A 25,336-nucleotide genomic window follows, 5' to 3' on the forward strand; every position below is an offset into this window, starting at 1 on the left:
AGCACATCGCCCGGGCTCCCTCTCCCGCTTGCGGGGGAGGGTGGGGTGGGGGTGTCTCCACGACGGGGATACTGAAGGTTGGTCGCGAACACTCTGCTTGGCTTTCCAAGCACGAAGGAATCCTCCGACAATGCCCGATCCCATTGCGGCCTGGGCCCCCGCCCTGACCCTCCCCCGCAGGCGGGGGAGGGGATGGAGAAAGCGTGCCAACAGTCCCTACCGCTTGATCTGCGCCTTCAACGTATCCTCGACCACGCGGTCGAACGACGATGCCTTCGGTGCGCTCTTGCGGTGCTCGGCGACGTATTTGTCGCGCTTGGCGACCAGCGCGGCGAGCTTCTCGTTCAACGCCTTGCGCTGGCTGATCTGCTTGTCGATCTCGGCGCTGCGTGCCTCCGGCTTCATGGCGCGGAGGTTGTCGGGTAGGTCCTCCTCCTTGACCTTGGCGATCTCGTTGCGGCCGGCTGCGACGTCGGCGACCAAGTCGCCATCGCCGGTCACTGCCTCCGACGTCACCTTGGCGCGCTTGTTGATGAAGCTCGCCATCTCCGAGGCGCGCGCTGGCGAAGCCGCGGCCACGCTCGCCAGCTGCTGGGTCTTGGACTCCGTGCGCTTCTGCAGTGCGCGCGGCCCGTAGGGGATCACGGTGCCGTTGATCTCGCGCTGCAGGATGATGATGTCCTCGTCGAACGGCGTCTCGATGGTGACGATCTGGCCGCCATCCTGCGGGATCGGGATGAATTCGCCATTGCCGTTCTGCGCGATCTCACGCCACACCCGCTCGGTATCCTCTGCGTTGCCGGCGAGCACGGCATTGACGATGATGTCCTTCTGCTTGGCGACGGCAAGCGTCACCGGATATTTGGTGTCCTGTGCATAGTCCATGTGAGGCGGGGCGTCGCCGACCAGGAACACGATGCGCGTGCCGTCGTGGCCCTTCGTCCACTGCATCTTGTTGACGGCGACGTCGAGCGCCTCGTTGACGCTCTCCGGCCAGTCGCCGCCGCCGCGCGCCTTCAATTCCAGCAGATTGGCATAGAGGTCCTGAATGTCGCGGGTCAGCTCGACCTTCCTGGTGACATACTCATCGCCGATGTCGCGATAGGCGATCAGGCCCATCCTGATGTCGGCGTCGGGATTGGAATCGACGATTGCGGTCGCGATCGACCAGATCTTGCGTTTGGCGCCCTCGATCAATCCGCCCATCGAACCTGTGGTGTCGAGCACGAAGGCGACCTCGACCACGGGCTTGGCGATGGCGGAGGACAGTCCGGCTGTTAGCGGCAGGGTTGCGAGAGCGAAGACGAACGAGCGAAGTGTGATGCGTGACCGCATGGGTCTCTCCTGCAGTGGTTTCGTCCCTCGGAACCCAGGTTCCATCGGCTTCGCGGTGGCTTGAGGCCGGAATCAAGGCGCCTTCCTCGCGAATTTGCGGCCGATTCCGGCGCTGCCGCAGGGCTCTATTCCTGCGAGCATGATCTTGACGGAAAACCGGATTCCACTTTTCCGGATCATGCTCGATGGAATCGGCTAATCTCCTTGGATGGAGTTACCCGCCCGCCAGATCGCGCTTGTGCCTGCGCCCGACCGACGCCAGTCGGAGACGGCGCTTGCGATCGCGCGCGGCACCGCGAGGCTCCTGCGATCGCTCGGATTTTCCTGCATCAGCGAGTTGCCGCTGCCGTCCGGCCGCAGGGCCGATCTGGTCGCGCTGAACGAGCGCGGCGAGATCTGGATCGTCGAGATCAAGTCGTCGCTCGAGGATCTGCGCGCCGATCAGAAATGGCAGGACTACCGGATGCATTGCGACCGGCTGTTCTTCGCCTTCACGCAGGACCTGCCGTGCGAGGTCTTCCCGGTCGATACCGGCCTGATCATCGCCGACGCCTACGGCGCGCATCTGCACTGCGAGGCACCGGAGCATCGCCTGCCGGCGGCGACGCGAAAGTCGATGACGGTGCGCTTTGCGATGGCCGCAGCGCAGCGGATCAACCGCCTGGTCGATCCGCAGGGGCATTCAGAGTTCTAGCGATCAGCGCAATCTATGTCCGTCATCCTGAGGAGCGCATAGCGCGTATCGAAGGATGCACGGCCACCAGCCGGGCCGTCGACCCTTCGAGACGGCCGCTTCGCGGCCTCCTCAGGGTGACGGAGATAGAGCTGTACGAGGAGTAGAGCTCGGTAGCCCGGATGAAGCGCAGCGCAATCCGGGTAATCCCATCCGCGGATGATGCGTCCTGGATTTCACTTCGCTCCATCCGGGCTACGCGTGCTTCGAAAAGCAAATGGCCGAGACGAGCTCGGCCATCGCGAAAACAGATGAAGCGATCGCTTACCTCGGTGCGCGCTTGGCGAGGATGCGCTGCAGGGTGCGGCGGTGCATGTTGAGGCGGCGCGCGGTCTCCGAGACGTTGCGGTTGCACATCTCGTAGATGCGCTGGATGTGCTCCCAGCGCACGCGGTCGGCCGACATCGGATTGGCCGGCAGCTCGGACTTCTCGGTGCCGGTCGCCAGCAGCGCGGCGACAACGTCATCGGCATCGGCGGGCTTCGACAGATAGTCGACGGCGCCCATCTTCACCGCGGTGACGGCAGTTGCGATGTTGCCGTAGCCGGTGAGCACGATCGCGCGCGCCTCGGGACGCTTGCGCTTCAACGCCGAGACGACGTCGAGGCCGTTGCCGTCGCCGAGTCGAAGGTCGACGACCGCGAAAGCGGGCGCGGCGCGGCCGATCTCGGCGAGACCATCAGACACCGTGTCGCATGACTTCACTGCAAACCCGCGCGTCTCCATCGCGCGCGACAGGCGTTCCAGGAACGGCTTGTCGTCCTCGACAATGAGGAGCGAGCGGTCGGCATGGTCATTCAGTTCAGTGATGGCGTTCACGATCCATTTTTCCCTGTGGCAGACCTCTAATATATGGGGTCCTACTGCGGCGCTGCCAAGGCAGCCGAAAGTCGCGTGCCATCCTGGAAACAGGGCTGCATCCGTAATGCCAGGACTTGCGATTAAGAACCGTTCTTAAGCTTCGGTCTCGTCACGAGGCGCGGATTCCTCGAAGCGCTCGCGCGGCCAGACGATCTGCACCACGGCGCCGTGATCGGGGAAGGGTCGATTGGTAAACGACACCTTGGCGCCGGTGCGTTCCAGCAGCGTCCGTGCGATGAAAACACCCAAGCCCAAGCCGCCACGCGCATTTTGGGCCTCGTCTGCGCCCCGGCGGCGCGACAGATACGGTTCGCCGATCCGCTTCAGCATGTCGGGCGCGATGCCCGGGCCGTCATCGGAGACGACGATTTCGATCGTTTCGGCGTTCCACCATGCATTCACCTCGACGCTCTGGTGCGCGAAATCGACCGCATTTTCGAGAATGTTTCCGACACCATAAAGTATCGCGGGATTCCGCGCGGCGACCGGTTCGCGCGTTGCTGCGACAGCAAGCCGCACCTTGATGTTGATGCCGAAATCGCGATGCGGCGCCACCGCCTCCTCGATCAGGGTCGACAGCTTCATGGTGTCGAACGGCGCGCCGCTCGATGACAATTGTGCGATCTTGCTCAGGATGTCGCGGCAGCGCTGCGCCTGCTCGCGGACGGTCTTGAGGTCGCCGGCGATCGCCGGGTCGTGCACCGTCTTCTCGAGCTCGCGCGAGATCAGGAAGATCGTCGACAGCGGCGTGCCGAGTTCGTGCGCGGCGGCGGCGGCAAGACCGTCGAGCTGGGTCAGATGCTGTTCGCGCGTCAGCACCAGCTCGGTCGCGGCAAGCGCGTCGGAGAGCTGGCGGGCCTCCTCGGTCACCTGGAACGCATAGAGGCTGGTGACGCCGATCGCGAGCAGGATCGAAAGCCAGACGCCGATCAGATAGATCGGCGGCAGCACCAGGGGATCGTCGGCATCCCAGGGCAGCGGCAGATGATAGAAGAACAGCGCCGAGGCGCAGGCGACCGCAAGGCAGCCGAGCGCGATCGTCAGCCGGATCGGCAGCACCGTGGCCGAGATCAGCACCGGTGCCAGGAACAGGAACGAGAACGGGTTCTGCAAGCCGCCGGTGAAGTACAGCAGACCGCCGAGCTCGACGATGTTGAAGGCGAGCAGGGCCGCGGCATAGGCCGGCTCCAGCCGCTGCATCGGGTTGAACGCGATCTGCAGCGCCAGATTGAGCAGCGCCGAGAACGTCACGATGATGACGCACGGCACGATCGGAACGTCGAATTCCAGTCCCTGGGCTACGACGAAGATCGCGACGAGCTGGCCGAGTGCGGCGAGCCAGCGCAGCCGCAGGATCGTATCGAGGCGGACATAGCGGCGAGGTTGGCGGAAATCGGAAGCGACGTCGGTCATATCAGGGACTTTAGCTTTGCCGTGGGCGGCGCACAAATTCGCGACTTAGCGCAAGGATGCAGACCTAGCCTTGCGCTTATTGTCGCAATGGCTCAATGACGGCCATATGCAACAGCGCGGGACAGGTCAGGCGCAAGCGCCCAATCAGCCGCCCGCGGCCGATCAGGACGGATCGGCCGCGATCGAGGTCGTGGACCTGGTCAAGGTCTACAAGACCACCCGCGCGGTTGACGATATCTCCTTCCGCATCGCGCGCGGCAGCATCACCGGCCTGCTCGGCGGCAACGGCGCCGGCAAGACCACGACGATCGCGATGATCATGGGGCTGGTGCTGCCGACCTCAGGCCGCGTCAGCGTGCTGGGCGCCAAGATGCCCGAGCAGCGCTATGACGTGCTCGGCCGGATGAATTTCGAGAGCCCCTATGTCGACATGCCGATGCGGCTCACGGTGCGGCAGAACCTGACGATTTTCGGCCGCCTCTATGCCGTGCAGCAGCTGCGCGAGCGGATCGACCAACTCGCCACCGATCTCGATCTCAAGGAATTTTTGGACCGCTCCAACGGCAAGCTCTCGGCCGGGCAGAAGACCCGCGTCGCACTGGCGAAGGCGCTGATCAACGAGCCGGACCTGCTGCTGCTCGACGAGCCGACCGCATCGCTCGACCCGGATACCGCCGATTGGGTGCGGCAGCATCTCGAGACCTATCGCAAGACCCACAACGCGACCATCCTGCTGGCGTCGCACAACATGCTGGAGGTCGAGCGGCTCTGCGACCGCGTCATCATCATGAAGCGCGGCAAGATCCAGGACGATGACAGCCCGGAACGGATCATGGCGCGCTACAACCGCGACACGCTGGAAGAGGTGTTTCTCGACGTGGCGCGGGGCCGGGCAAGGGAAGGTGCGCCAGAGGACGCGCCATGAGCGAGATCGTCAGCCATCACGCGCACGGCATTTCACTGCAACGCATCAATGCGATGGTGCTGCGCTATTGGTATCTCCTGATGTCGTCATGGCCGCGGCTGCTGGAGCTGATCTACTGGCCGGCCTTGCAGATCATCACCTGGGGCTTCCTGCAGAACTACATCTCGCAGGCATCCGGCTTCTTCGCCAAGGCGGGCGGCACGCTGATCGGCGCCGTGATCCTGTGGGACATCCTGTTCCGCGGCCAGCTCGGCTTCTCGATCTCGTTCCTCGAAGAGATGTGGGCGCGCAATCTCGGCAACCTGATGATGAGCCCGCTGAAGCCGATCGAATTCCTGCTCTCGCTGATGATCATGAGCCTTATCCGGCTCGCCATCGGTGTGATCCCGATGACGCTGCTGGCGCTGTTCTTTTTCGGCTTCAACTTCTACGCCATCGGGCTGCCGCTGATCGCGTTCTTCTGCAATCTGATCTTCACGAGCTGGTCGGTCGGCGTGTTCGCCTCGGGCCTCGTGCTGCGCAATGGATTAGGGGCCGAGAGCATCGTCTGGACGCTGATGTTCGCGGTGATGCCGCTCGCCTGCATCTACTATCCGGTCGAGGTGCTGCCGGTCTGGCTGCAGTACGTCGCCTGGGCGCTGCCGCCGACCTATGTGTTCGAAGGCATGCGGTCGCTGCTGATTGATCACGTCTTCCGCGCCGACCTGATGGCGTGGGCGTTGGCCATCAACGCCATCCTGTTCGCTGCCTCTTTTGCGGTCTTCCTTGCCCTTTTGCAGAGCGCCAAGCGCAACGGGTCACTGCTCGCAGGTGGTGAATAAATGTCACTTTCACGTGGATTCTCGGGGTTTTAACCCGATATCGACCCCATATTGGGCTCGCGGCGCATTGACGCATTGTTACGCATTGGTCAGAGTGTTGCAGCGCAAAAGGGGGTCTGAAGAAATACTATGCCCATTGGTGAATTTGGCGGTGCACCGCCCCTAGCGGCGGGAGGCAGCCCGGCACTCACAACGCCGCTGTACTGGATGTACGAAATGGCGCAGGCGTCGCTCAATCCGGCGCGCGCGGTGACCGACGCGACCAAGATCCTGTTTGAGAACCCACTCAATCCGTGGACCCACACCCAGTTCGGCAAGTCGGTCGCGGCGGCCTGCGAGCTGTTCGAGCGCACCACGCGCCGCTACGGCAAGCCGGACTGGAACCTGCCGACGACCGAGGTCAACGGCATCCGCACGGCGGTCGAGGTTCGCACGGTCTGGGAAAAGCCGTTCTGCCGCCTGCTGCATTTCGATCGCAAGCTGACGCGTCCGCTGCGCTCGCCGCACCCGCGCGTGCTGATCGTGGCGCCGATGTCCGGCCACTATGCAACGCTGCTGCGCGGCACGGTCGAGGCGTTCCTGCCGACGCATGAGGTCTACATCACCGATTGGGCCGATGCGCGCATGGTGCCGCTCGCGGAAGGGCGCTTCGATCTCGACGATTACGTCGACTACGTGATCGAGATGCTGCACGCCCTCGGCGGCAACATGCATGTTGTAGCGGTGTGCCAGCCCTCGGTGCCTGTAGTGGCAGCCGTTTCGGTGATGGAAGCCAACAGCGACCCGTTCGTGCCGCTGTCGATGACGCTGATGGGCGGCCCGATCGACACCCGCCGCAATCCGACCGCGGTCAACAACCTCGCCGAAGAGCGCGGCATCGAATGGTTCCGCAACAATGTCATCACCAAGGTGCCGTTCCCGCATCCGGGCGTGATGCGCGACGTCTATCCGGGCTTCCTGCAGCTCAACGGCTTCATCAGCATGAACCTCGATCGGCACATGGACGCGCACAAGGCGCTGTTCGCCAATCTGGTGAAGGGTGACGGCGATCTCGTCGACAAGCACCGTGAGTTCTATGACGAATATCTCGCGGTGATGGACCTCACCGCCGAGTATTACCTGCAGACCGTCGACCTCGTGTTCGTCAAGCACGCGCTGCCGAAGGGCGAGATGACCCATCGCGGCAAGCCGGTCGATCCGTCGAAGATCCGCCGCGTCGCGCTGATGACGGTCGAAGGCGAGAAGGACGACATCTCCGGCCTCGGCCAGACCGAGGCTACGCACGCGCTCTGCACTGCCATTCCGAACCATCGCCGCGTGCACTACGTGCAAAAGGGCGTCGGGCACTACGGCGTGTTCAACGGCTCGCGTTTCCGCTCCGAAATCGTGCCGCGGATCTCCGATTTCATGGTTTCGGCGGCCAATACGCGGCTTTCCCTGGTCGCCGCGGCCGAATAGGTATCACCCCGGCCGCGATTATCGCGTCCGGGTAAGCCACTGAATTAACTAAAAGAATCTCAAATCAGCCGAGGTCCAAGTGATGAATTTAATTTCATCTCTTGGGCCTTTTTCGCGACTCCGATTCATCGCAAAAATTCCGGTTCCGACCCCAGCCGGTAGAGGTCAATTAACGGCTGACCCCTGTATATTGGGCAAATGATTTGTTTTTGCGCCGAGCGCTTTCCCTGGCGGCGGATATGGCAAAGTTCGGGCGAACTCCTGCTCCCCGGACTCTCAGAAATGGCTACTCGCGCGCTCCTCTATCGGCGGCCTGCCGAACCCGCGACCGTATTGGTCAGACACGGCTCCCAGTTTTTCACTGTCAGGTTGCGCCGGCACCGGCGCGCACGCCGCTATACGCTCAGGATTCATCCAACCGACCGTGAAGCGATCCTGACGATGCCGCCGCGCGGCACGATCATCGAAGCCAAGGAGTTCGCCAATATCCATGGCGGCTGGATCGCTGCCCGCCTTGGCCGTTTGCCGAAGGCCGCGCCGTTCCAGCCCGGCACCGTGGTGCCGCTGCGCGGTGTGCCGCATCGCCTCGTGCATCGCTCGGGCGAGCGCGGCACGGTCTGGACCGAAACGCGCGACAGCGGCGAGAAGATCCTTTGCGTCGCCGGCGGCGTCGAGCACATGGATCGCCGGGTGCATGACTTCCTCAAGCGCGAGGCGCGCAAGGATTTGCAAAAGGCGGCGGCACTGCACGCCGCGGAACTCGGCGTGCGGGTGCGGCGGATTTCGATCCGCGATCAGTCCAGCCGGTGGGGCTCGTGCACCTCGGCGGGGTCGCTGTCGTTCTCATGGCGGCTGATCCTGGCGCCGCCCTTCGTGCTCGATTACCTCGCCGCGCATGAAGTCGCGCATCTCGTCGAGATGAACCATTCGGCACGGTTCTGGCGGGTGGTCGACAAGGTCTGCGCCTCGGTCACGCGCGCCAAGACCTGGCTCGACACCCACGGCAACGATCTGCATCGCTACGGGATCCAGGAGTAGGCGGCGCTCTCGTCGCTCGACCCGTCCCACACTATCTCCGTCACCTCTGCTGTCATCGCCCGCGAAAGCGGGCGATCCAGTATTCCAGAGGCGTTCGTGTTCAACCGATAGGCCGCGGCGTACTGGATCCCCCGCTTTCGCGGGGGATGACAGTGGCGTTGTGGTGAGACCGTGCGTCTAACGCCTTACCGAAACAACCGATCAGCCAGCCAGCCATCGAGCCCAGCTGCCGCCTCCGGCCGCGCGTTGGGGTTGGGTGGCGGCGAGGCGCGGGCCGGCGTCGGTGGCGGCTGGCGATAATAGCCGCCACCGGCCGGCGCCGGTGGTGGCGCCGGCATCGGTGGTTGGATCTGCATCGGGGCCGCCGGCCCTGACGGTGCAGTGATCTGTGACGAGATCTGCATCAGGTTCGCCGGTGCCCAACTTCCCTGCGAGTTCGGGATCGCCGCGACCGGCACGCCCTGATGCGCGGCCTTCATGAAGCGGCTCCACACTTCGACCGGCAATCCGCCGCCGGTCGCCTTCTTGGTCGGCGAATTGTCGTCATTGCCGAGCCAGACGCCGGTGACGAGCTTGGCCGTGTAGCCGATGAACCAGGCGTCGCGGTAATCTTGGCTGGTACCGGTCTTGCCGGCGGCGGTCCAGCCGGGGATCTCGGCCTTGCGCGCGGTGCCCGAGATCAGCGTCTCGCGCATCATGGTGTTCATCATCGCGTCATAGCGCGGTTCGATCACCTGGTTGGGCGGATCGGTGGGGCGATCGTAGAGCAGCTTACCCGAGCTGGTCTTGATCCGGGTCACCACATGCGGCGACACGGCGTAGCCGCCATTGGCGAACGGCGCATAGGCGCCGACCAATTCGAGCACGGACACTTCCGAGGTGCCGAGCGCGATCGAGACGTTCGGCTCGAGCTTGGAGGAGATACCGAGCCGGTGCGCGGTGCGCACCACGTTCTTGGCGCCGACCTCGACGCCGAGCCGCACTGCGACCGTGTTCAGCGACATCGCCAGCGCCTGGGTCAGGGTCACTGAGCCGAAATATTCGTGGGTGTAGTTCTCCGGCTTCCAGCCCTTGATATCGAGCGGCGCGTCGGTACGGATCGTGTCCGGTGTCAGTCCGGACTCGACTGCGGTCAGATAAACGAACGGCTTGAACGACGAGCCCGGCTGCCGCTTCGCGGTGACCGCGCGGTTGTACTGGCTCTCGGAATAGTTCCGGCCGCCGACCATGGCGCGCACCGCGCCGTCGGGCGTCATCGCGACCAGCGCGCCCTGGCTGACATTGAACTTCACGCTCTTGGCGGCGAGCTCGTCGATCACGGCAGCTTCTGCGACGGCCTGCAGCTTCGGATCGATCGTGGTCTGCACGATGATGTCCTGGTCGATCTGGCCGACCAGATCGTCGAGCACTTCGCCGATCCAGTCGGCGACATAGTTCACGGTGCCGGCGCCGGCCGGCTTCACCGCGATCGAGGGCTGGCCGATCGAAGCTTTCGCTTGCGCCTCGGCGATGAACTTGGCGTCGGCCATCGCCGCGAGCACGACCTGCGCGCGCTGTTCGGCGCCTTCGGGATTGCGGTTCGGCGCCAGCCGCGACGGCGACTTGACGAGTCCGGCGAGCATCGCGGCTTCCGGCAGCGTCACGTTCTTCGCCGACTTGCCGAAATAGCGTTGCGCCGCCGCCTCGACGCCATAGGCGCCGGACCCGAAATAGACGCGGTTGAGGTAGAGTTCGAGGATCTCGTTCTTGGTGTGCTTGCGCTCCAGCCACAGCGCGAGCTCGGCCTCCTGCAGCTTGCGCTGCATGGTGCGCTCCTGGGTCAGGAACAGGTTCTTGGCGAGCTGCTGCGTCAAGGTCGAGCCGCCCTGCGAGACGCCGCGATGCAGGAGGTTGGTCACCGCCGCGCGCAGGATGCCGACCGGGTCGACGCCGAAATGCGAATAGAAGCGCCGGTCCTCGATCGCGATGAACGCTTTCGGCAGATAGGGTGGCAGATCCTTCAGCGCGATGTTGGCGCCGGCCATCTCGCCGCGCTGCGCCAGCACTGAGCCGTCGATGCCGACGATCTGGATCGTCGGCGGGCGCTTGGGAATCTCCAGCGACTGGATCGGCGGCAGATGCGCGCCGACCCACACCACGACACCGATCACCGCGATGCCGGCCCATAGGCCGAGCACGGCGGTCCAATAGAACAGCCGGCCGATGCCGAAGCCGCGCGACTTGCTGCGCCGCTTGCTGCCGCTGCGCGACGGTCGCGGTCTCTCGCTACCGGAATCGCTGCTCTTGTCGGCGCTCTTTTCGCTGTTCTTGGGTTTCGATTTGGCGGGCTTTTCGTCGCCGCCGCCGGGAATGCGATCGGAGGGCGACAGTCTGAGGTCGGCAAGCGCGGCCGGGAGCCCGAACAGCGGCTCCTTGCGTCCACCGCCTTTTTTACGTCCCCACGCCATTCGCAACGCTCACCCTTACGGGGGCGCACGCTAGCGTTCCCGGTTTAAGGGGCGGTTACGCAAAGCTTAACGCGGGATTAGGAGGTGAGGCAGCGCGTGCTAGATAGAGATGGAACAAGAAAACGAAGGAGCACCGCATGGGCCATATCGATCCGACCAAAGAGGTGTTTGCGCAATTCCGGGACAACAACCGGCCGGGCCCGATCCACATGCTCAACCTGGTGCGCCTGCGCGAATCGGCCGCCTATCCCGACGGCCGCAAGGCAACCGGCGCGGAGGCCTATGCCGCCTACGGCCGCGAGAGCGGCCCGGTGTTCGAGCGGCTCGGCGGCCGCATCGTCTGGCAGGGCCGCTTCGAGCTGATGCTGATCGGTCCGCAAGAGGAGCGCTGGGATCACTGTTTCATTGCCGAATATCCAAGCGTTGCCGCCTTCGTCGAGATGATCCGCGATCCCGTCTATCGCGAGGCGGTCAAGCACCGTCAGGCGGCGGTGGAGGATTCGCGGCTGATCCGGCATTCGGTGTTGCCGGTCGGGAAGAATTTCGGCGAGATTCCGAAGTAGCCGCGCGCCGCGAGATGCTTATCCCGTCATCCTGAGGAGCCGCGAAGCGGCGTCTCGAAGGATGAATGGGCCACAGCCGGGCCGTCGACCCTTCGAGACGCGCTACGCGCTCCTCAGGGTGACGGAACGCACCGCTCTATCCCCGTCATTGCGAGCGAAGCGGAGCAATCCATTTCGCCGCTTGCGGAGCGATCGATTGCTTCGTAGCTGTCGCTCCTCGCAATGACGGGGAGTGTACGCCCCAAAAACAAATCGGCGGCCCGGAGGCCGCCGATTGCATTTCAAACCTGCATGAACCGCTAGCCCGCCGGGCTGCTGTCCTCGAGGATCGGGCCGAACAGCTCCCAGCGCTCGCCGTTGAACTTCATCATCTGCAGCTGCTTGTTGACGCGATAGTCGTTCGGCGTGGTGTTGCCCTTGATGCCGGGCAGCGCCATGTCGAGGTCGACGTTCTTCAAATTGGTGGCCTGCTTCAGCACGTTCTCGCGGGTCAGCTCGTCGCCGCACTGCTTCAGCACATGCACCATCAGCTGGGCGGTGGAGTAGCCGTAGGTGTTGAAGTTCGAGTTCTTGTCGCCGTCCGGATAATACTTGGCCATGAAGTCGAAATAGCGCTTCATGCCCGGATCGTCCTTCCACTGCGGATCGGCGGGATCCTTGCCGTAGTTGGTCGAGATCAGGCCCTTGGAGGCTTCGAGGCCCGCCGGCTGCAACACCGCGCCGACCGAGGTGGCGTTGATGTCGACGATGTGGACCGGATGCCAGCCGAGCTCGGCGATCTTCTTGATCGCCTGCGCGGCCTGCTTCGGCGTCGAGGCCGAGAAGAACAGGTCGGCGCCGGCATCCTTGATCTTGATCACCTGGGAGTCGATGGTCGGGTCGGAGACCTCATAGGAAGCTTCGGCCACGATCATCTTGGCGGCCTTGTCGCCGAGGCCGGCCTTGATGCCGTTCAGGTAGTCCTTGCCGAGGTCGTCGTTCTGATAGAGCACGCCGATCTTGGCGTTCGGATGCTCCTTCAGGATGTACTGGCCGTAGATGCGGCCTTCGACGAAGTAGTTCGGGTTGAAGCCGAGCGTCCAGGGGAAGTTCTTCGGGTCGGTGAACTTCGAGGCGCCGGTGGCGGCGAACAGCTGCGGCACCTTCTTGGCGTTGAGATACTTCTGCACCGCGGCGTTCGACGGCGTGCCGACGATCTGGAAGGTCAAGAGCACCTCGTCGCTCTCGACGAGCTTGCGCACCTGCTCGACCGCCTTGGGCGGCGAATAGGCGTCGTCATACTGGATCAAATTGATCTTGCGGCCGTTGATGCCGCCCTGATCGTTGATCATCTTGAAATAAGCCGCCTGGGTCTTGCCGATCGAGGCGTAGGCGGAGGCCGGTCCGGAGAAGGGGACGGTCTGGCCGATCTTGATTTCGGTATCGCTCGCGCCGGGATCGTATTTCTTCTGCGCGGAGGCCGACGTTGCTGACAGCGCGATCGCGAGCGCCGTTCCCGTGACCAGGTGGAAAATCCCGTTCCTCATAATGCTGTTTCCCTCACGTGACTGATGTTGGCCGATGATCTTGTCCGCGGGGTCAAGGTCCGCGGTCGCCATCGCTGGGCCGGGATACTGGCGGAACGCTTGCTGCGACGCAAGACGAGCAATGGCGAAAAGGTGAGCGATTTCAGTCAACGAAAGTAGGGGGCGGCGCAAGAGGAAGGGCGCGGCGGGGAAGGGCCGTGCTTGTCGCGGCAGTGTTGAGTTCGTCGAACCTACCGCTGTAACCGCGTTATCCCGTCATCCTGAGGAGCGCGTAGCGCGTCTCGAAGGATGAACGGCCCCAGTTGGGCCGTCCTGCTTCGAGACGGCCGCTGCACGGCCTCCTCAGCATGACGGGTCTCAAACGGCGAAGCCGTTAGCCCGCCGGGCCGGTGTCCTCGATGATCGGGCCGAACAGCTCCCAGCGCTCGCCGTTGAACTTCATCATCTGCATCTGCTTGTTGATGCGATAGTCGTTCGGTCCTGTTGTGATCGACATGCCCGGCAGCGCGAGTGACGGCACGAACTTCTTCAGGCTGGTCACCTGCTTCATCAGGTTCTCGCGGGTGAGGTCGTCGCCGCACTGCTTCAGCACCTGGATCAAGAGCTCGGCCGTCGAATAGCCGTAGGTGTTGACGGTGTTGAGCTTGTCGCCTTCCGGATAATACTTGTCCATGAAGGCGAAATAGGCCTTCACGCCGGGATCGTCCTTCCACTGCGGATCGGCGGGGTCCTTGCCGTAATTGGTCGAGATGATGCCCTTGGAGATGTCGAGGCCGGCCGGCTTCAAGGTCGCCGACACCGGGCTTGCGTTGATGTCGAGGATGTGGACCGGGTGCCAGTCAAGATCCGCGACCTTGCGGATCGCCTGCGCCGCGAATTTCGGCGTCGACGCGTCGTACAGCAGATCGACGCCCGCGGCCTTCAGCTTGACGATCTGGGAATCGACGGTCGGGTCGGTCAGCTCGTAGGAGACCTCGGCGACGATCATGCTGGCGGCCTTGTCGCCGAGCCCGCTCTTCAGGCCGGTGATGTAGTCGCGGCCGAGATCGTCGTTCTGGTAGAAGATGCCGATCTTGGCGTTCGGATGGTTGGCCAGGATGTATTTGGCGTAGATCCGCCCTTCGGACTGGTAGTTCGGGTTGAATGCGATCGTCCACGGCGCGTTCTGCGGATCGGAGAAGCGCGATGCGCCGGTCGAGGCGAGCAGCTGCGGCACCTTCCTGGCATTCAGATATTTCTGTACGGCGGCATTTGACGGCGTGCCGATGATCTGGAAGGTGAACAGCACCTCGTCGCCCTCGACGAGCTTGCGCACTTGCTCGACTGCCTTCGGCGGTGAATAGGCGTCGTCATACTGGATCAGGTTCAGCTTGCGGCCGTTGATGCCGCCCTGGTCGTTGATCATCTTGAGGTAGGCCGCCTGGGTCTTGCCGATGCCGGCATAGGCGGATGCGGGGCCCGAGAACGGCACGGTCTGGCCGATCTTGATCTCGGTGTCGGTCGCGCCGATATCGTATTTCTTCTGCGCGGCGGCCGATGTAACCGACAACGCGATGGCAAGCGCTGTCGCCGCGAGCAATTGCACGCTCCTCATGTCCGTGACCTCCCATGTTGCCGATGATCTTGTCCGCAAGCGGTGGGCCAGCGGATGTCACCGTTGTCAGGGATGATGGAGGAACGCCCTGAGCATTGCAAGGCAGGGCGCCCTGCGCGCGATGTCGCGTTCGAGCATGATCCGGAAAAGTGTGAAGCGGCTTTCCGAGCGGATCATGCTCAGAAAACCAAAAGCGCGTCCGTGCTTTAGGCAAGCCAGAGCACGACCAGCGCGAGCGCAGCCGGAGCCGCCTGCACATAAAGGATGCGGCGGCTGACGGTGGCGGCGCCATAGGCGCCCGCGACGATCACGCAGAGCAGGAAGAATGTCTTGATCTGGAACGCAAAGCTCGCATTGCCGTGCGCGAGACCCCAGATCAGTCCGGCGGCGAGGAAGCCGTTATAGAGCCCCTGATTGGCGGCGAGCACCGCCGAGTCGGTTGCCTTCTCGAGCGAGTTGCGGAAGGTCTTCAGCCCGAGCGGTTTGGTCCAGAGAAACATCTCGAGCACGAGGAAATAGACGTGCAGCGCGGCCACCACTGCGACCAGGACATTGGCAAGCAAAAGCATATTGCGGTCCCCCCAGAGCTTCGGTTCTGATTGAATCAGAACCGAAGCTCAAGATCTTATTTTGACGCGTTTTCTTCACGCGAACCGGCGTCCATCCCGCATCACGTGCGGGACAGGCTTCGCTCGAAAACGCTCCTACCGGAATTCGGGTGGACGCTAGCACGCAGGGAGTGAATTGTATGCCGAGCGACCTGTTTCCAGAGCGATGACAATGACCGACCGCAAGACCGCCCAGACCTTCAATCTCGACCGCCTCAAGACCCCGATCGGCACGGCGCTGCTGGTGACCGACGATGACGGCGTGCTGCGCGCGCTCGACTGGGACGACTATGAGGGACGGATGCTCGACCTGCTGCGGCTGCACTACGGCGCGGTGACGCTGCGGGGCGGCCGCGCCCCGGCCGCAATGCGCAAGGCGCTCGGCGACTATTTCAACGGCGATCTCGATCGGCTCGCGGATGTCGAATGGCGCGTCGCCGGTACCGCGTTCCAGCAGAAGGTCTGGCGCGCGCTGCCGAAGATTCCTCACGGCACCACCATGAGCTACGGCGCGCTGGCTGTGAGGCTGAAAGTGCCGAACGCGATGCGCGCGGTCGGCCATGCCAACGGCTCCAATCCGATCAGCGTCGTCGTGCCCTGCCACCGCCTGATCGGCGCCAACGGCTCGCTGGTCAAATATGGCGGGGGTCTCGAGCGCAAACGCTGGCTGCTGCGCCATGAGGGCGTGGAGGTCTAGCGGGCGACTGTCTGCCCGTGAGGCGATCAGTCGAGATCCTCGCTCGGCATGTTTCGCAGATCGCGCACGATATAGAGGAATACGATGAGCGAGGGCACCCATGCGAGGATCGCTCCTACCAGGATCGCATCGACCGTCGTCATGGGAACTCCCTTGAGCGTGAGAGCGTTTTCGAGCGAAGCCTGTCCCGCACGTGATGCGGGATGGACGCCGGTTCGCGCAAAGAAAACGCGTCAAAACAAGAATCTGGTCCTCGCCGTCAGATCAATTTCTTCGATGGGCCGCAGGTTCTGGCGAAAGGATACAGCCACTTCCAATAGGCCCTGTTGCGCTCCAATTGCCGCTTGTAGATTTCGCGGCACTTCACCGAGCAAAACTGCTCGAAGTGCCAGCTATGCCGGATCAACCCGAACGGCCGCTTGCATCCCGGATTCCCGCAGCGGCCTGTCATGACGCGGCCTCGGCATTCGAACGCGTAAACCAGCGAATGAAATTCGCCTGGCCCTGGTAGAGGCAGAGGCGTCCGCAGTAGCGTTCACCCGCCGGATTTCGCAAGCAGATGATCTTGGGCTCTTCGCTGTCGCACTGGGCACAGCGCGGTTCCGCACGCATGGCGACCTCCCTCCGAGGAATTGCCATTTGCCATTCAAAATGTCTGACGTGGTCCTTGCCGCCGGTGAAGAGCGGCGCCGCGAAATCTCGCGCCGCCGCCGTGCCCGCACAATCTGTCCAGATGTTTGGCGGCATCATCTTTGCGTATACCGGTCCGGTCATGCCTGATTTGAGCTCAATCGCTCGTCACGGCGCCGCGCTGGCCGAGGGCGGTATCGAGGCATTTGATCAGGACGTCCCCGTCGAAGGGCTTGATCAGGAAGCAGACCGCTCCTGCCTTGAGGGCTCGGGCGCGATCGTTTTCGACGGAGAAGGCTGTGATGAAAATGAACGGAAAGTGCCGTCCGTTGGCAATCAGGTGACTCTGCAGGTCGAGCCCGCTCATCGCCGGCATCCTGACATCCGTGATCACACAGGATGTCTCATTCAGGCGGGGCGAGTGCAGGAATTCCTCGGCCGACGCGTAGGTCTCGACCGCATAGCCCAGCGACCTGACGAGATTGTGGGTCGCGGTGCGAACCGAGATGTCATCGTCGATGATTGATATCACTGGCGGATTGGACAAGGAGGTCTTCCCGGGGACGGTCGGATAGGGTTCGGTTTGTGCGATGATGCGGCGCACAGTGCGTCGCCGATCGGCGCCGGAGAATCATACTTAGGTTTGCGCCCCGCCGGATGCCCGTCCGATCCCGAGGATCCCGGCCATCCTGACCAGATCGGGCAGCGACTTCGCGGCCATTTTCCGCATGATCTGGCCGCGGTGGATCTTCACCGTGATCTCGGCCACGCCAATTTCCGCGGCGACCTGCTTGTTCATCAGTCCGGCCGTGACGAGAGTCATCACCTGACGCTCACGCGGCGTCAGGGTCGCGAAGGCGGCGCGGAGGTTCGCGAGAACCTTGGCCTCATCGCGCCGGTTCCTGTCGCGGTCGATCGCCGTCGTAACGGCATCCAGCATGTCCTGATCGCGGAACGGCTTGGTCAGGAAGTCGACCGCTCCAGCCTTCATGGCCCTGACCGTCATCGGGATATCGCCATGGCCGGTCATGAAGATGATCGGAATATGAATGCCGGCCTTCGCCAGCTCCGCCTGAAAGTCGAGGCCACTCAGTCGGGGCAGCCTGATGTCCAGGATCAGGCAGCTCGGGACATCCGCCGGCTTGTGCTGCAGAAATTCATGGGCCGAGCCGAACGCCACGGTTCGCAGGCCGACCGACCGGAAAAGATTGCTCAACGCGTCCCGCACCGACGCGTCGTCGTCGATGACGAAGACGATCGGATCCTCGGCGTTGGCTTGAGTGGGAGGCGATGCCGCACGCCCGGTCACCATGCATGCTCCTCTTGACGGAGTGGCAGGGTGAACTGGAACGTCGCGCCGGGGCCGATCTGTTCGACCAGGGACAGGCGGCCTTGGTGGGCTTCGACGATCGAGCGGCAGATCGACAAGCCCATTCCCATGCCGCTGGCCTTGGTGGTGTAGAAGGCGTCGAACAGCCGGTCGGCATTCCCGGTCGCAACCCCGACGCCGCAATCGGTGACCGTCACCAGGATCTGCCCGGCATCGTCGTCATGGCGGGTTCGGATCACGAGGTGCCGCGGCCGCTCCGTGACCGGTTGCATCGCCTCGATGCCGTTGAGGACCAGGTTGAGAATGACTTGCTGCAGCTGGACACGGTCGGCGACAACAGGCGGGAGCGCGGGAGTGAGGTCGAGCTGCAGGAATATCAGGTGGCGCTGCAGTTCATGTTGCACCAGGCCGATCACCTCGTTGATGACCTCGTTGATGTCGAGCGGCGCCTTCTGATCGGCGGTCTTGTTCACCAGCGCGCGGACACGCTGAATGACTTCGCCCGCCCGGTTGCCGTCGCTGATGATCGACCTCACCGCTCCGCGCGCCTCATTCAGATCGGGAGCCGCCCGGTCGAGCCAGCGCAGGCAGGCCGCCGCGTTGGTGACCACGGCGGCAAGCGGCTGGTTCACTTCATGGGCGATCGATGCGGCGAGCTCGCCGAGCGCCGTCACGCGCGTGACATGCGCAAGGTTGGTCTGCGCTTCATGCAATTTCGCCTCGGCCAGCTTGCGCGCGGTCACGTCGGTGACCGCTCCGACAAATTCGGTGTCGCCCGACATGCTCGTCACCGCATGCGCCCTGGCGTGGACATATTTGATCGCCCCACTGGGCATCAGCAATCGGTAGCCGTGCTCGAAATCCTTGCGATCGAGCGAGGCACGGTCGATGGTCCGTTGCACGCGGTCGCGATCGTCGGGATGGACGCGCTGAAGGACCGTGCCATGCTTGATCGATGGAACTCGGTCGAACTCGAATATCCTGAAGGTTTCTTCCGACCAGATGATCTCGCCGCTGGCGACATGCCAGCCAAAGCTGCCGGTATGGCTCAATCGCTGGGCCTCGGTCAGGTACATTTCGCTCTGCTGCAGCGCATTCTCGGCGTGCTTGCGTTCGGTGATGTCCTCGCAGGCGATCAGGACGATCAGCCGATCGTCCAGCCGCCGCACCGCCTTGGCATTTTCGCGGACCCAAAGCCTGGAACCGTCCTTGCGGACCTTGCGGATTTCCCAGCTGCGGGTTTGCCCGATGTTGTCGAGGCATGCGGCGACGCTGCGCTGGACCATTTGGTGTTCCTCGGCGGCAAACACCTGCAGCACGGATTGTCCGAGCAATTCGTCGACGGTGTAGCCGAGTTGCGCCGCGCCGAACGTGTTGACCGACAGCACAAGGCCCGTCGCGTCGACCATGAAGTACATGACCGGGTTGTGCTCGAACACCTCTTTCCATTGCGCTTCGCTGTTGCGCAGCGCCTCGATCGCGCGCTCTTCGCCGCTGGTCCGGCCGCGCAACATCGCCTCCATCCGCCTGTGGGCGCGGCCGACCATGCGCATCATCAGCAATGCCGCGGTCAGCGATGCGACGAGCAGCGCGAGGGCAACCAGGTGGGCGGACGCTGCAGGCTGCGGACCAAGCACCAGCCCAATGCAGGTTGCGGCCAAGGCCAGCACCATGCCGCCGAGCAGCCATTGTTCGGCTGACCAGGACCTCGTGGTCGGGTTGGGCATCATCGGCAGCACCAGCACTTGGCCGTCATGGGGCCGCGCTGCGTCGCTAGGTGACCGCTATCATCAGCGGCGACAACGTCGCCCTCCTAACGGGCTTGATATTAGCAGCTTTACCGGCGTCCGGACGAAATCATGCGGGGCCTTCGGCGATCCACGCGCGTGAGAGATCGCGCGGGAAGCGAAGCGCGCAGGCGCCCTCAGGCCCAGGTTGCGACTAAACCTAAGTATGGTCCTCCCCAGCCGAATGTAACGGCCGGATCAACCTCCGTTCAATGGCCCGTTTCTTCCCGGTGACTACGCTTATTGGGTAACTCGATGACAGTAGAGGTTTCCGGGCTTCGGCAATCGCCAATCAGAGACGGGAGACTGAAATGCCCAACAGGCGCCTGCATTTGATCCTCTGCTCCGAAGATGCCGGGCACGAGGCAACGCGTCAGAGGCCCGAGCGCGGCTTCCAGCCGACCGTTATCGATGGCGGCAAGCAAGCCGCGAGCGTGCCGGCCGATCAATCCTGGATCGATCTGCTCGACGTCTTCGATTTGGGCGTCGCGATCTGTCAGGCGAGCTACCTGGCCTTGCTGGGCGCGAGCCTCGCGGCGCTGCAGGCGCAAGCAGGCGTGCCGGATCAAGCATCGTAAGGCCACGCCAGGAGCTAGCCCCGGCAGGCTGCCGGACCGGAGCGATGGCTGCTCACGCCAGGGTCGCGCAGACGGGTCCGATAACAGCCTCCGAGAGAGCCCGGAATCCAGTCCCCTCTAGCCCCGATGGATTCCGGGCTCAGTCTTTTCGGAAGCGCCCGAATGACGGGCCGCGCAGGTCGGCGGCGTCCTTCCCGCGCCGGGTTCTCGGCCACCGCGAATCGCAGAAAGCTTTCCGAAAGATGCCGGGGTTCGCTTTAGCTGCTTTTGAAGCACCTGATTATTGGATCGGTCCGGCAACGGCATCGCTCTGGTGAGCTGTGCGTTGGTTCGCGCACCGACAGATCAGGGGCCGGTCATCATGAGTCAGGCACAGCAGCACAAGCCGTTTTCCGATGGCGATGTTTCCGTCACCAGGGATGAGCAAGCGGGCGCACGCGGATTGCAGCGCGACTTGCAGGACCGGCTGCAGCCGGCGCATGCGAGCCGGTCAGCGAGCCCGCCGGCGATAGCTTCGAGGATGCGGCCGCGACGCGGATCAATGTCGTGCGCGCATTCTATGCCGGCGAATATGTCCGCGCCTTCCACGGCGTGCGCGCCGCCCCGGTCGGCAAGGCGCTGCTGATGCGGCTGTTTGGTTGAACCGCTGCGATCGGGCTTCGCGGTGTTGCTCCTTCCGCGGAGCGCTTTCCATTCCGTCATCCTGAGGAGCGCGGAACGCGCGTCTCGAAGGGTGAATGGCCCAGACGCTTCCGCGTACTCCGACTCGTTCGGCAATAGCCGGGCCGTCGATCCTTCGAGACGGCCGCTCCGCGGCCTCCTCAGGATGACGGGACAGGCCTATGCGCCTCTACGATTTCTACGCCGCCGGCTTCGCGGCCTGGTCTTCGCTCGACAACAGATGCAGCAGCGAGCTCTTGATCGCCGATTGGCGGGTCGGCGCGGTGATCTGGGCGCCGAGCAGATCGGTGACGTAGAACACGTCGCGGGCGCGTTCGCCGAAGGTCGCGACGTGGGCGGAGGCGATGTTGAGGTTGAGCTTCGAGATCGCGGTGGTGAGCTGGTAGAGCAGGCCGGGGCGGTCGAGGCCGGAGACCTCGATCACGGTGTAGCGGTCGGACCACTGGTTGTTGATGGTCACTTCGGGCTCGACGACGAACGGCCGCGCCTTGCTGCGCACCGCGCGCTTCGCCACCGCCTCGGGCAGCCTGAGCTTGCCTTCCAGCACCTGTTCGATCATCTCGCCGATCCTTGTGGCGCGGCGGCCCTCGTCATCGTCGCGGTCGTATTCGCGCGAGATCGAGATGGTGTCGAGCGCGCGGCCGTCGGTCGTGGTGTAGATCTGCGCGTCGACGATGTTGGCGCCGGCCGAGGCGCAGGCGCCCGCAATGATCGACAGCAGCCATGGATGGTCGGTCGCCAGGATCGTGAGCTCGGTGACGGCGCGGATCTCGTCGAAGCCGACATTGATCGCCAGCTTGTGGCCGGCCTGCTCGCTGGCGCGGATGAAGCGTGCCTGGCGGATCTTGCGCGGTAGCTCGACCTTGAGCCAGTAGGCCGGATAGTGCCGGCCGATATAGGCGTTGAGCTCGGCCTCCGGCCATTCGGTGAAGGCGCGGCGGAATTCGGCTTGCGCCACCGCGATGCGCTGCGCGCGGTTGACTTCCGAGAAGCCGCCGGTCAGCACCGGCTCGGTCTCGTAATACAGCGTGCGCAACAGCTGCGCCTTCCAGCCGTTCCAGACGCCGGGGCCGACGCCGCGGATATCGGCGGTGGTCAGGATTGTCAGCAGCTTCATCTGCTCGACCGATTGCACCACGGCGGCGAAATTCTCGATGGTCTTGCGGTCCGACAAATCGCGCGATTGCGCCACCGTCGACATCGTCAGATGTTCCTCGATCAGCCATGCCACCAGCTCGGTGTCGGCGGCGGAGAAGCCGAGCCGCGGGCACAGCCGCCGCGCCACCTTGGCGCCGGCGACCGAGTGATCCTCCGGCCGGCCCTTGGCGATGTCGTGCAAGAGGGTCGCGATATAGATCACCGAGCGGTGCTCGGGGCGGATCTTGCGGAACAGGTCGCTGGCGACCGTGAACTCCTCGTTGCCGCCGCGCTCGATGTCCTGCAGGAAGCCGATGCAGCGCAGCAGATGCTCGTCCACCGTATAGTGGTGGTACATGTTGAACTGCATCATCGAAACGATCTTGCCGAAGGCGCGGATGAAATGGCCGAGCACGCCGGTCTCGTTCATCCGCCGCAGCACCACCTCCGCATTGTCGGAGGTCAGGATCTCCATGAACAGGCGGTTGGCTTCGTCGTTCTCGCGGAGCTGGGTGTTGATCAGCTTCAGCGAGCGCGTCACCGTGCGCATCGCATCGGGATGGAAGGCGAGGTTGTTTTGCTGCGCGAGGCGGAAGATCCGGATCAAATTGACCGGATCGTGCTTGAACACGTCGGGTGCGGCGAGGTTGATGCGGTTGTTGTCGACGATGAAGTCGTCGCTGCCGTTAACCCGCCGCCGCTTGGTGCCGGGCCGCAGCCGCGCCACCATCCGGCTCAGCACCGGCGCCGGCTTGTTGTGCTCTTCCTCGAGCTTGGCGCACAGGATCGCGGTCAGGTCGCCGACGTCTTTCGCGATCAGGAAGTAGTGCTTCATGAAGCGCTCGACGTCCTGCATGCCGGGATGCGAGGTGTAGCCGAGCCGCACCGCGATCTCGCGCTGCATGTCGAACGACAGCCGCTCCTCGGCGCGTCCGGCGAAGAAGTGCAGATTGCAGCGCACCGACCACAGGAAATCGGCGCAGCGGCGGAAGGTGCGGTACTCCTGCGCGTCGAACACGCCGCGTTCCAGCAGCTCGTCGGTCTCGCGCACGCGGTAGACGTATTTGGCGATCCAGAACAGCGTGTGCAGGTCGCGCAGGCCGCCCTTGCCGTCCTTGACGTTGGGCTCGACCAAGTAGCGCGACTGGCCGGCGCGGCGATGCCGCTCCTCGCGCTCGGCAAGCTTTGCGGTGACGAATTCCGACGCGGTGCCTTGCACCACTTCCTTGTCGAAGCGTTCGACCAGCTCGTCATAGAGCGGCTGGTCGCCGGTCAGAAAGCGGGTCTCCAGGATCGCGGTGCGGATCGTCATGTCGCCGCGCGCCTGGCGGATCGATTCATCGACCGAGCGCGTAGCGTGGCCGACCTTCAGCCCCATGTCCCACAGACAGTAGAGAATGGCTTCGGCGACCTGCTCGCCCCAGGCGGTTTGCTTGTAGGGCAGGATGAACAACAGATCGATGTCGGATTCGGGCGCCATCAGCCCGCGGCCATAGCCGCCGGTCGCGACCACGGCCATGCGCTCGGCGCCCGAGGGGATCGGCGAGTGGTAGAGATGCCGGGTTGCCGCCGCATAGAGGATGCGGATGATCTCGTCCTGCACGAAGCAGAGCCGTTCGGCGCAGCGGCGGCCGTGACGGTCCTTCAGCAGCAGCGCCTGCGCCGTGGCGCGCGCCGCGATCAGCTCGGCCTTGAGCAGTTGTGCCATCGCGGCGCGGAACTGGTCCTCGCGGCCGGCATGCTGTTCGGCGAGTGCATTGACCGCGGTGGTAATCCGCTCGGTCTCGAAACGATCATCCGCTTCAGGGCGGACTTCGGCTACGACGCTGTCCATACGTTCATCCGATATCGGACGGAGCTGTTGCTGTCACGGACCAAAGTATGACAGCAGCAGCTCCATGCTTTCCCGGCGGCGCTTTGAGCAAGATCGTTCTCGCGCCGTCGTGCAAAGGGTAGAGATTTTCTCGTTGACCGCAAGTCTAACTCATTGAAATAAAAGATTGTTTCCTAAATCTCTGGAGGGGATCGACGAATGCATAAATTTTCCCGGCGCAGTTTCGCTGCGCTGCTCGCGGTCTCGACATTCTTGCCCGGCGCGGCGCTCGCCGCCGACGCGCTGAAGGAGATCCGGATCGACTGGGCAACCTACAATCCGGTGTCGATGGTCCTGAAGCAGAAGAGCCTTTTGGAGAAGGAGTTCGCCAAGGACGGCATCAGCATCGTCTGGGTGCAGTCGGCCGGCTCCAACAAGGCGCTCGAATTCCTCAATGCCGGCTCGATCGATCTCGGCTCGACCGCCGGCTCGGCCGCTTTGGTCGCGCGGATCAACGGCAACCCGATAAAATCGATCTACGTCTATTCGCGCCCCGAATGGACCGCGCTGGTCACATCAAAGGACTCCAAGATCGCGTCGGTCGCGGATCTCAAGGGCAAGCGCGTCGCGGTGACGCGCGGCACCGACCCGCACATCTTCCTGGTCCGCGCGCTGCTCGGCGCTGGTCTCACCGAAAAGGACATCACGCCAGTGCTGCTGCAGCACGCCGACGGCAAGACCGCGCTGATCCGCGGCGATGTCGACGCCTGGGCCGGCCTCGACCCGATGATGGCGCAGGCCGAGGTCGAGGAGGGCGCCAAGCTGTTCTACCGCAAGGCCGACGCCAACACCTGGGGCATCCTCAATGTTCGCGAGGAGTTTTTGAAGGCGCATCCGGATATCGTCCGCCGCGTGCTGGCGACGTATGAGGAAGCGCGGAAATATTCGCTGGCCAACTATGACGAGCTGAAGAAGACCTTCATTGCGGTCACCAAGCTGCCCGACGCCGTGGTCGACAAGCAGCTCAAGGAGCGCACCGAGCTGACCCACAGCCGGATCGGCGCCCCGCAGCGGGAATCCATCCTCGCCGCGGGCCTCGCCTTGCAGCAGGCCGGCGTGATCGACGCCAAGACCGACGTGAAGGCCGCGCTGGACAGCCTGATCGACGACCAGGTCCCGCTGCCGACGAATTGATGCCGCTTTCACCCTCCCCTGGAGGGGGAGGGTCGACGCGAATGAAATGAGCGGCGGGGTGGGGTGAAGGTTTCTCCACTCGACCAGTGCCCGTGTTGAGAGATCACCCCACCTCGGTTCGCATTTCATGCGAACCGATCCTCCCCCTCCAGGGGAGGATAAGAGGT

Annotated in this window: 21 protein-coding genes; 9 read left to right on the forward strand and 12 right to left on the reverse strand. The window is 63.7% G+C overall.

The features are described from left to right. Nucleotides 1-216 precede the first annotated feature (216 nt). Nucleotides 217-1,335: a VWA domain-containing protein gene (locus tag QDT69_RS31525; RefSeq protein WP_279710361.1), complete on the reverse strand. Its 1,119-nt coding sequence runs from the start codon at nt 1,333-1,335 to the stop codon at nt 217-219. A gap of 208 nt (nt 1,336-1,543) precedes the next feature. Between QDT69_RS31525 and QDT69_RS31530 the strand changes: the two genes are divergently transcribed. Continuing rightward, on the forward strand, nt 1,544-2,029 hold the full coding sequence (locus tag QDT69_RS31530) for an MmcB family DNA repair protein (RefSeq protein WP_279710362.1): 486 nt from the start codon (nt 1,544-1,546) through the stop codon (nt 2,027-2,029). 303 nt (nt 2,030-2,332) lie between these two features. Here QDT69_RS31530 and QDT69_RS31535 read toward each other — a convergent pair whose 3' ends face one another. After that, nucleotides 2,333-2,887, reverse strand: a complete 555-nt coding sequence (locus QDT69_RS31535) for an ActR/PrrA/RegA family redox response regulator transcription factor (RefSeq protein WP_016845514.1) — start codon at nt 2,885-2,887, stop codon at nt 2,333-2,335. 135 nt (nt 2,888-3,022) lie between these two features. After that, complete coding sequence (locus tag QDT69_RS31540) at nt 3,023-4,342, reverse strand: ActS/PrrB/RegB family redox-sensitive histidine kinase (protein WP_279710363.1); 1,320 nt, start codon at nt 4,340-4,342, stop codon at nt 3,023-3,025. A gap of 106 nt (nt 4,343-4,448) precedes the next feature. On the opposite strand from QDT69_RS31540, the gene QDT69_RS31545 reads away from it, so the two are divergent. From QDT69_RS31545 to QDT69_RS31560, 4 genes are all read left to right on the forward strand, one after another. Further along, nucleotides 4,449-5,267, forward strand: coding sequence for an ABC transporter ATP-binding protein (locus QDT69_RS31545; protein ID WP_279710364.1), 819 nt, complete (start codon nt 4,449-4,451; stop codon nt 5,265-5,267). After that, complete coding sequence (locus QDT69_RS31550; protein ID WP_279710365.1) at nt 5,264-6,088, forward strand: ABC transporter permease; 825 nt, start codon at nt 5,264-5,266, stop codon at nt 6,086-6,088. Before QDT69_RS31545 ends, QDT69_RS31550 begins: the two co-directional genes overlap by 4 nt. Before the next feature lie 129 nt (nt 6,089-6,217). Then, nucleotides 6,218-7,546, forward strand: coding sequence for a polyhydroxyalkanoate depolymerase (gene phaZ / locus QDT69_RS31555; RefSeq protein WP_279710366.1), 1,329 nt, complete (start codon nt 6,218-6,220; stop codon nt 7,544-7,546). A 198-nt stretch (nt 7,547-7,744) separates the two neighbouring features. Next, complete coding sequence (locus QDT69_RS31560) at nt 7,745-8,584, forward strand: SprT family zinc-dependent metalloprotease (RefSeq protein ID WP_279710367.1); 840 nt, start codon at nt 7,745-7,747, stop codon at nt 8,582-8,584. Between the two features lie 185 nt (nt 8,585-8,769). Here the strand turns inward: QDT69_RS31560 and QDT69_RS31565 are convergent, their stop codons facing one another. Beyond that, nucleotides 8,770-11,031 (reverse strand): penicillin-binding protein 1A, encoded by a 2,262-nt coding sequence (locus QDT69_RS31565; protein WP_279710368.1) that lies wholly within the window; start codon nt 11,029-11,031, stop codon nt 8,770-8,772. A 137-nt stretch (nt 11,032-11,168) separates the two neighbouring features. Between QDT69_RS31565 and QDT69_RS31570 the strand changes: the two genes are divergently transcribed. Then, the gene (locus tag QDT69_RS31570; protein ID WP_279710369.1) at nt 11,169-11,594 is read left to right on the forward strand and encodes a DUF1330 domain-containing protein; all 426 of its coding nucleotides are present in this window, start codon (nt 11,169-11,171) and stop codon (nt 11,592-11,594) included. 299 nt (nt 11,595-11,893) lie between these two features. Here the strand turns inward: QDT69_RS31570 and QDT69_RS31575 are convergent, their stop codons facing one another. The 3 genes from QDT69_RS31575 to QDT69_RS31585 form a co-directional block, all read right to left on the reverse strand. Then, nucleotides 11,894-13,120, reverse strand: coding sequence for an ABC transporter substrate-binding protein (locus QDT69_RS31575; RefSeq protein ID WP_279710370.1), 1,227 nt, complete (start codon nt 13,118-13,120; stop codon nt 11,894-11,896). A 373-nt stretch (nt 13,121-13,493) separates the two neighbouring features. Next, nucleotides 13,494-14,714: an ABC transporter substrate-binding protein gene (locus QDT69_RS31580; protein ID WP_279710372.1), complete on the reverse strand. Its 1,221-nt coding sequence runs from the start codon at nt 14,712-14,714 to the stop codon at nt 13,494-13,496. A 206-nt stretch (nt 14,715-14,920) separates the two neighbouring features. Continuing rightward, entirely contained in the window at nt 14,921-15,283 is a 363-nt protein-coding gene (locus tag QDT69_RS31585; protein ID WP_279710373.1) for a DUF1304 domain-containing protein, read from the reverse strand. Between the two features lie 211 nt (nt 15,284-15,494). On the opposite strand from QDT69_RS31585, the gene QDT69_RS31590 reads away from it, so the two are divergent. After that, complete coding sequence (locus QDT69_RS31590; RefSeq protein WP_279710374.1) at nt 15,495-16,019, forward strand: methylated-DNA--[protein]-cysteine S-methyltransferase; 525 nt, start codon at nt 15,495-15,497, stop codon at nt 16,017-16,019. A gap of 447 nt (nt 16,020-16,466) precedes the next feature. On the opposite strand, the gene QDT69_RS31595 is transcribed toward QDT69_RS31590, so the two are convergent. The 4 genes from QDT69_RS31595 to QDT69_RS31610 all read right to left on the reverse strand — a co-directional run bounded on the left by QDT69_RS31595 (nt 16,467) and on the right by QDT69_RS31610 (nt 19,724). Next, nucleotides 16,467-16,793: a hypothetical protein gene (locus QDT69_RS31595; protein WP_279710375.1), complete on the reverse strand. Its 327-nt coding sequence runs from the start codon at nt 16,791-16,793 to the stop codon at nt 16,467-16,469. 13 nt (nt 16,794-16,806) lie between these two features. After that, nucleotides 16,807-17,181: a response regulator gene (locus tag QDT69_RS31600; protein ID WP_279710409.1), complete on the reverse strand. Its 375-nt coding sequence runs from the start codon at nt 17,179-17,181 to the stop codon at nt 16,807-16,809. Between the two features lie 105 nt (nt 17,182-17,286). Continuing rightward, nucleotides 17,287-17,961, reverse strand: coding sequence for a response regulator transcription factor (locus QDT69_RS31605; RefSeq protein WP_279710376.1), 675 nt, complete (start codon nt 17,959-17,961; stop codon nt 17,287-17,289). After that, nucleotides 17,955-19,724, reverse strand: coding sequence for a PAS domain S-box protein (locus tag QDT69_RS31610; protein WP_279710377.1), 1,770 nt, complete (start codon nt 19,722-19,724; stop codon nt 17,955-17,957). Before QDT69_RS31610 ends, QDT69_RS31605 begins: the two co-directional genes overlap by 7 nt. Before the next feature lie 353 nt (nt 19,725-20,077). On the opposite strand from QDT69_RS31610, the gene QDT69_RS31615 reads away from it, so the two are divergent. Then, entirely contained in the window at nt 20,078-20,344 is a 267-nt protein-coding gene (locus QDT69_RS31615; RefSeq protein WP_279710378.1) for a hypothetical protein, read from the forward strand. An 859-nt stretch (nt 20,345-21,203) separates the two neighbouring features. Here QDT69_RS31615 and QDT69_RS31620 read toward each other — a convergent pair. Beyond that, entirely contained in the window at nt 21,204-23,996 is a 2,793-nt protein-coding gene (locus QDT69_RS31620; RefSeq protein ID WP_279710379.1) for a [protein-PII] uridylyltransferase, read from the reverse strand. Between the two features lie 198 nt (nt 23,997-24,194). On the opposite strand from QDT69_RS31620, the gene QDT69_RS31625 reads away from it, so the two are divergent. Beyond that, nucleotides 24,195-25,169, forward strand: a complete 975-nt coding sequence (locus QDT69_RS31625) for an aliphatic sulfonate ABC transporter substrate-binding protein (protein ID WP_279710380.1) — start codon at nt 24,195-24,197, stop codon at nt 25,167-25,169. Nucleotides 25,170-25,336 lie beyond the last annotated feature (167 nt).

Origin of the sequence: Bradyrhizobium sp. CER78 (assembly GCF_029846235.1) — a bacterium.
Lineage (GTDB): Bacteria > Pseudomonadota > Alphaproteobacteria > Rhizobiales > Xanthobacteraceae > Bradyrhizobium.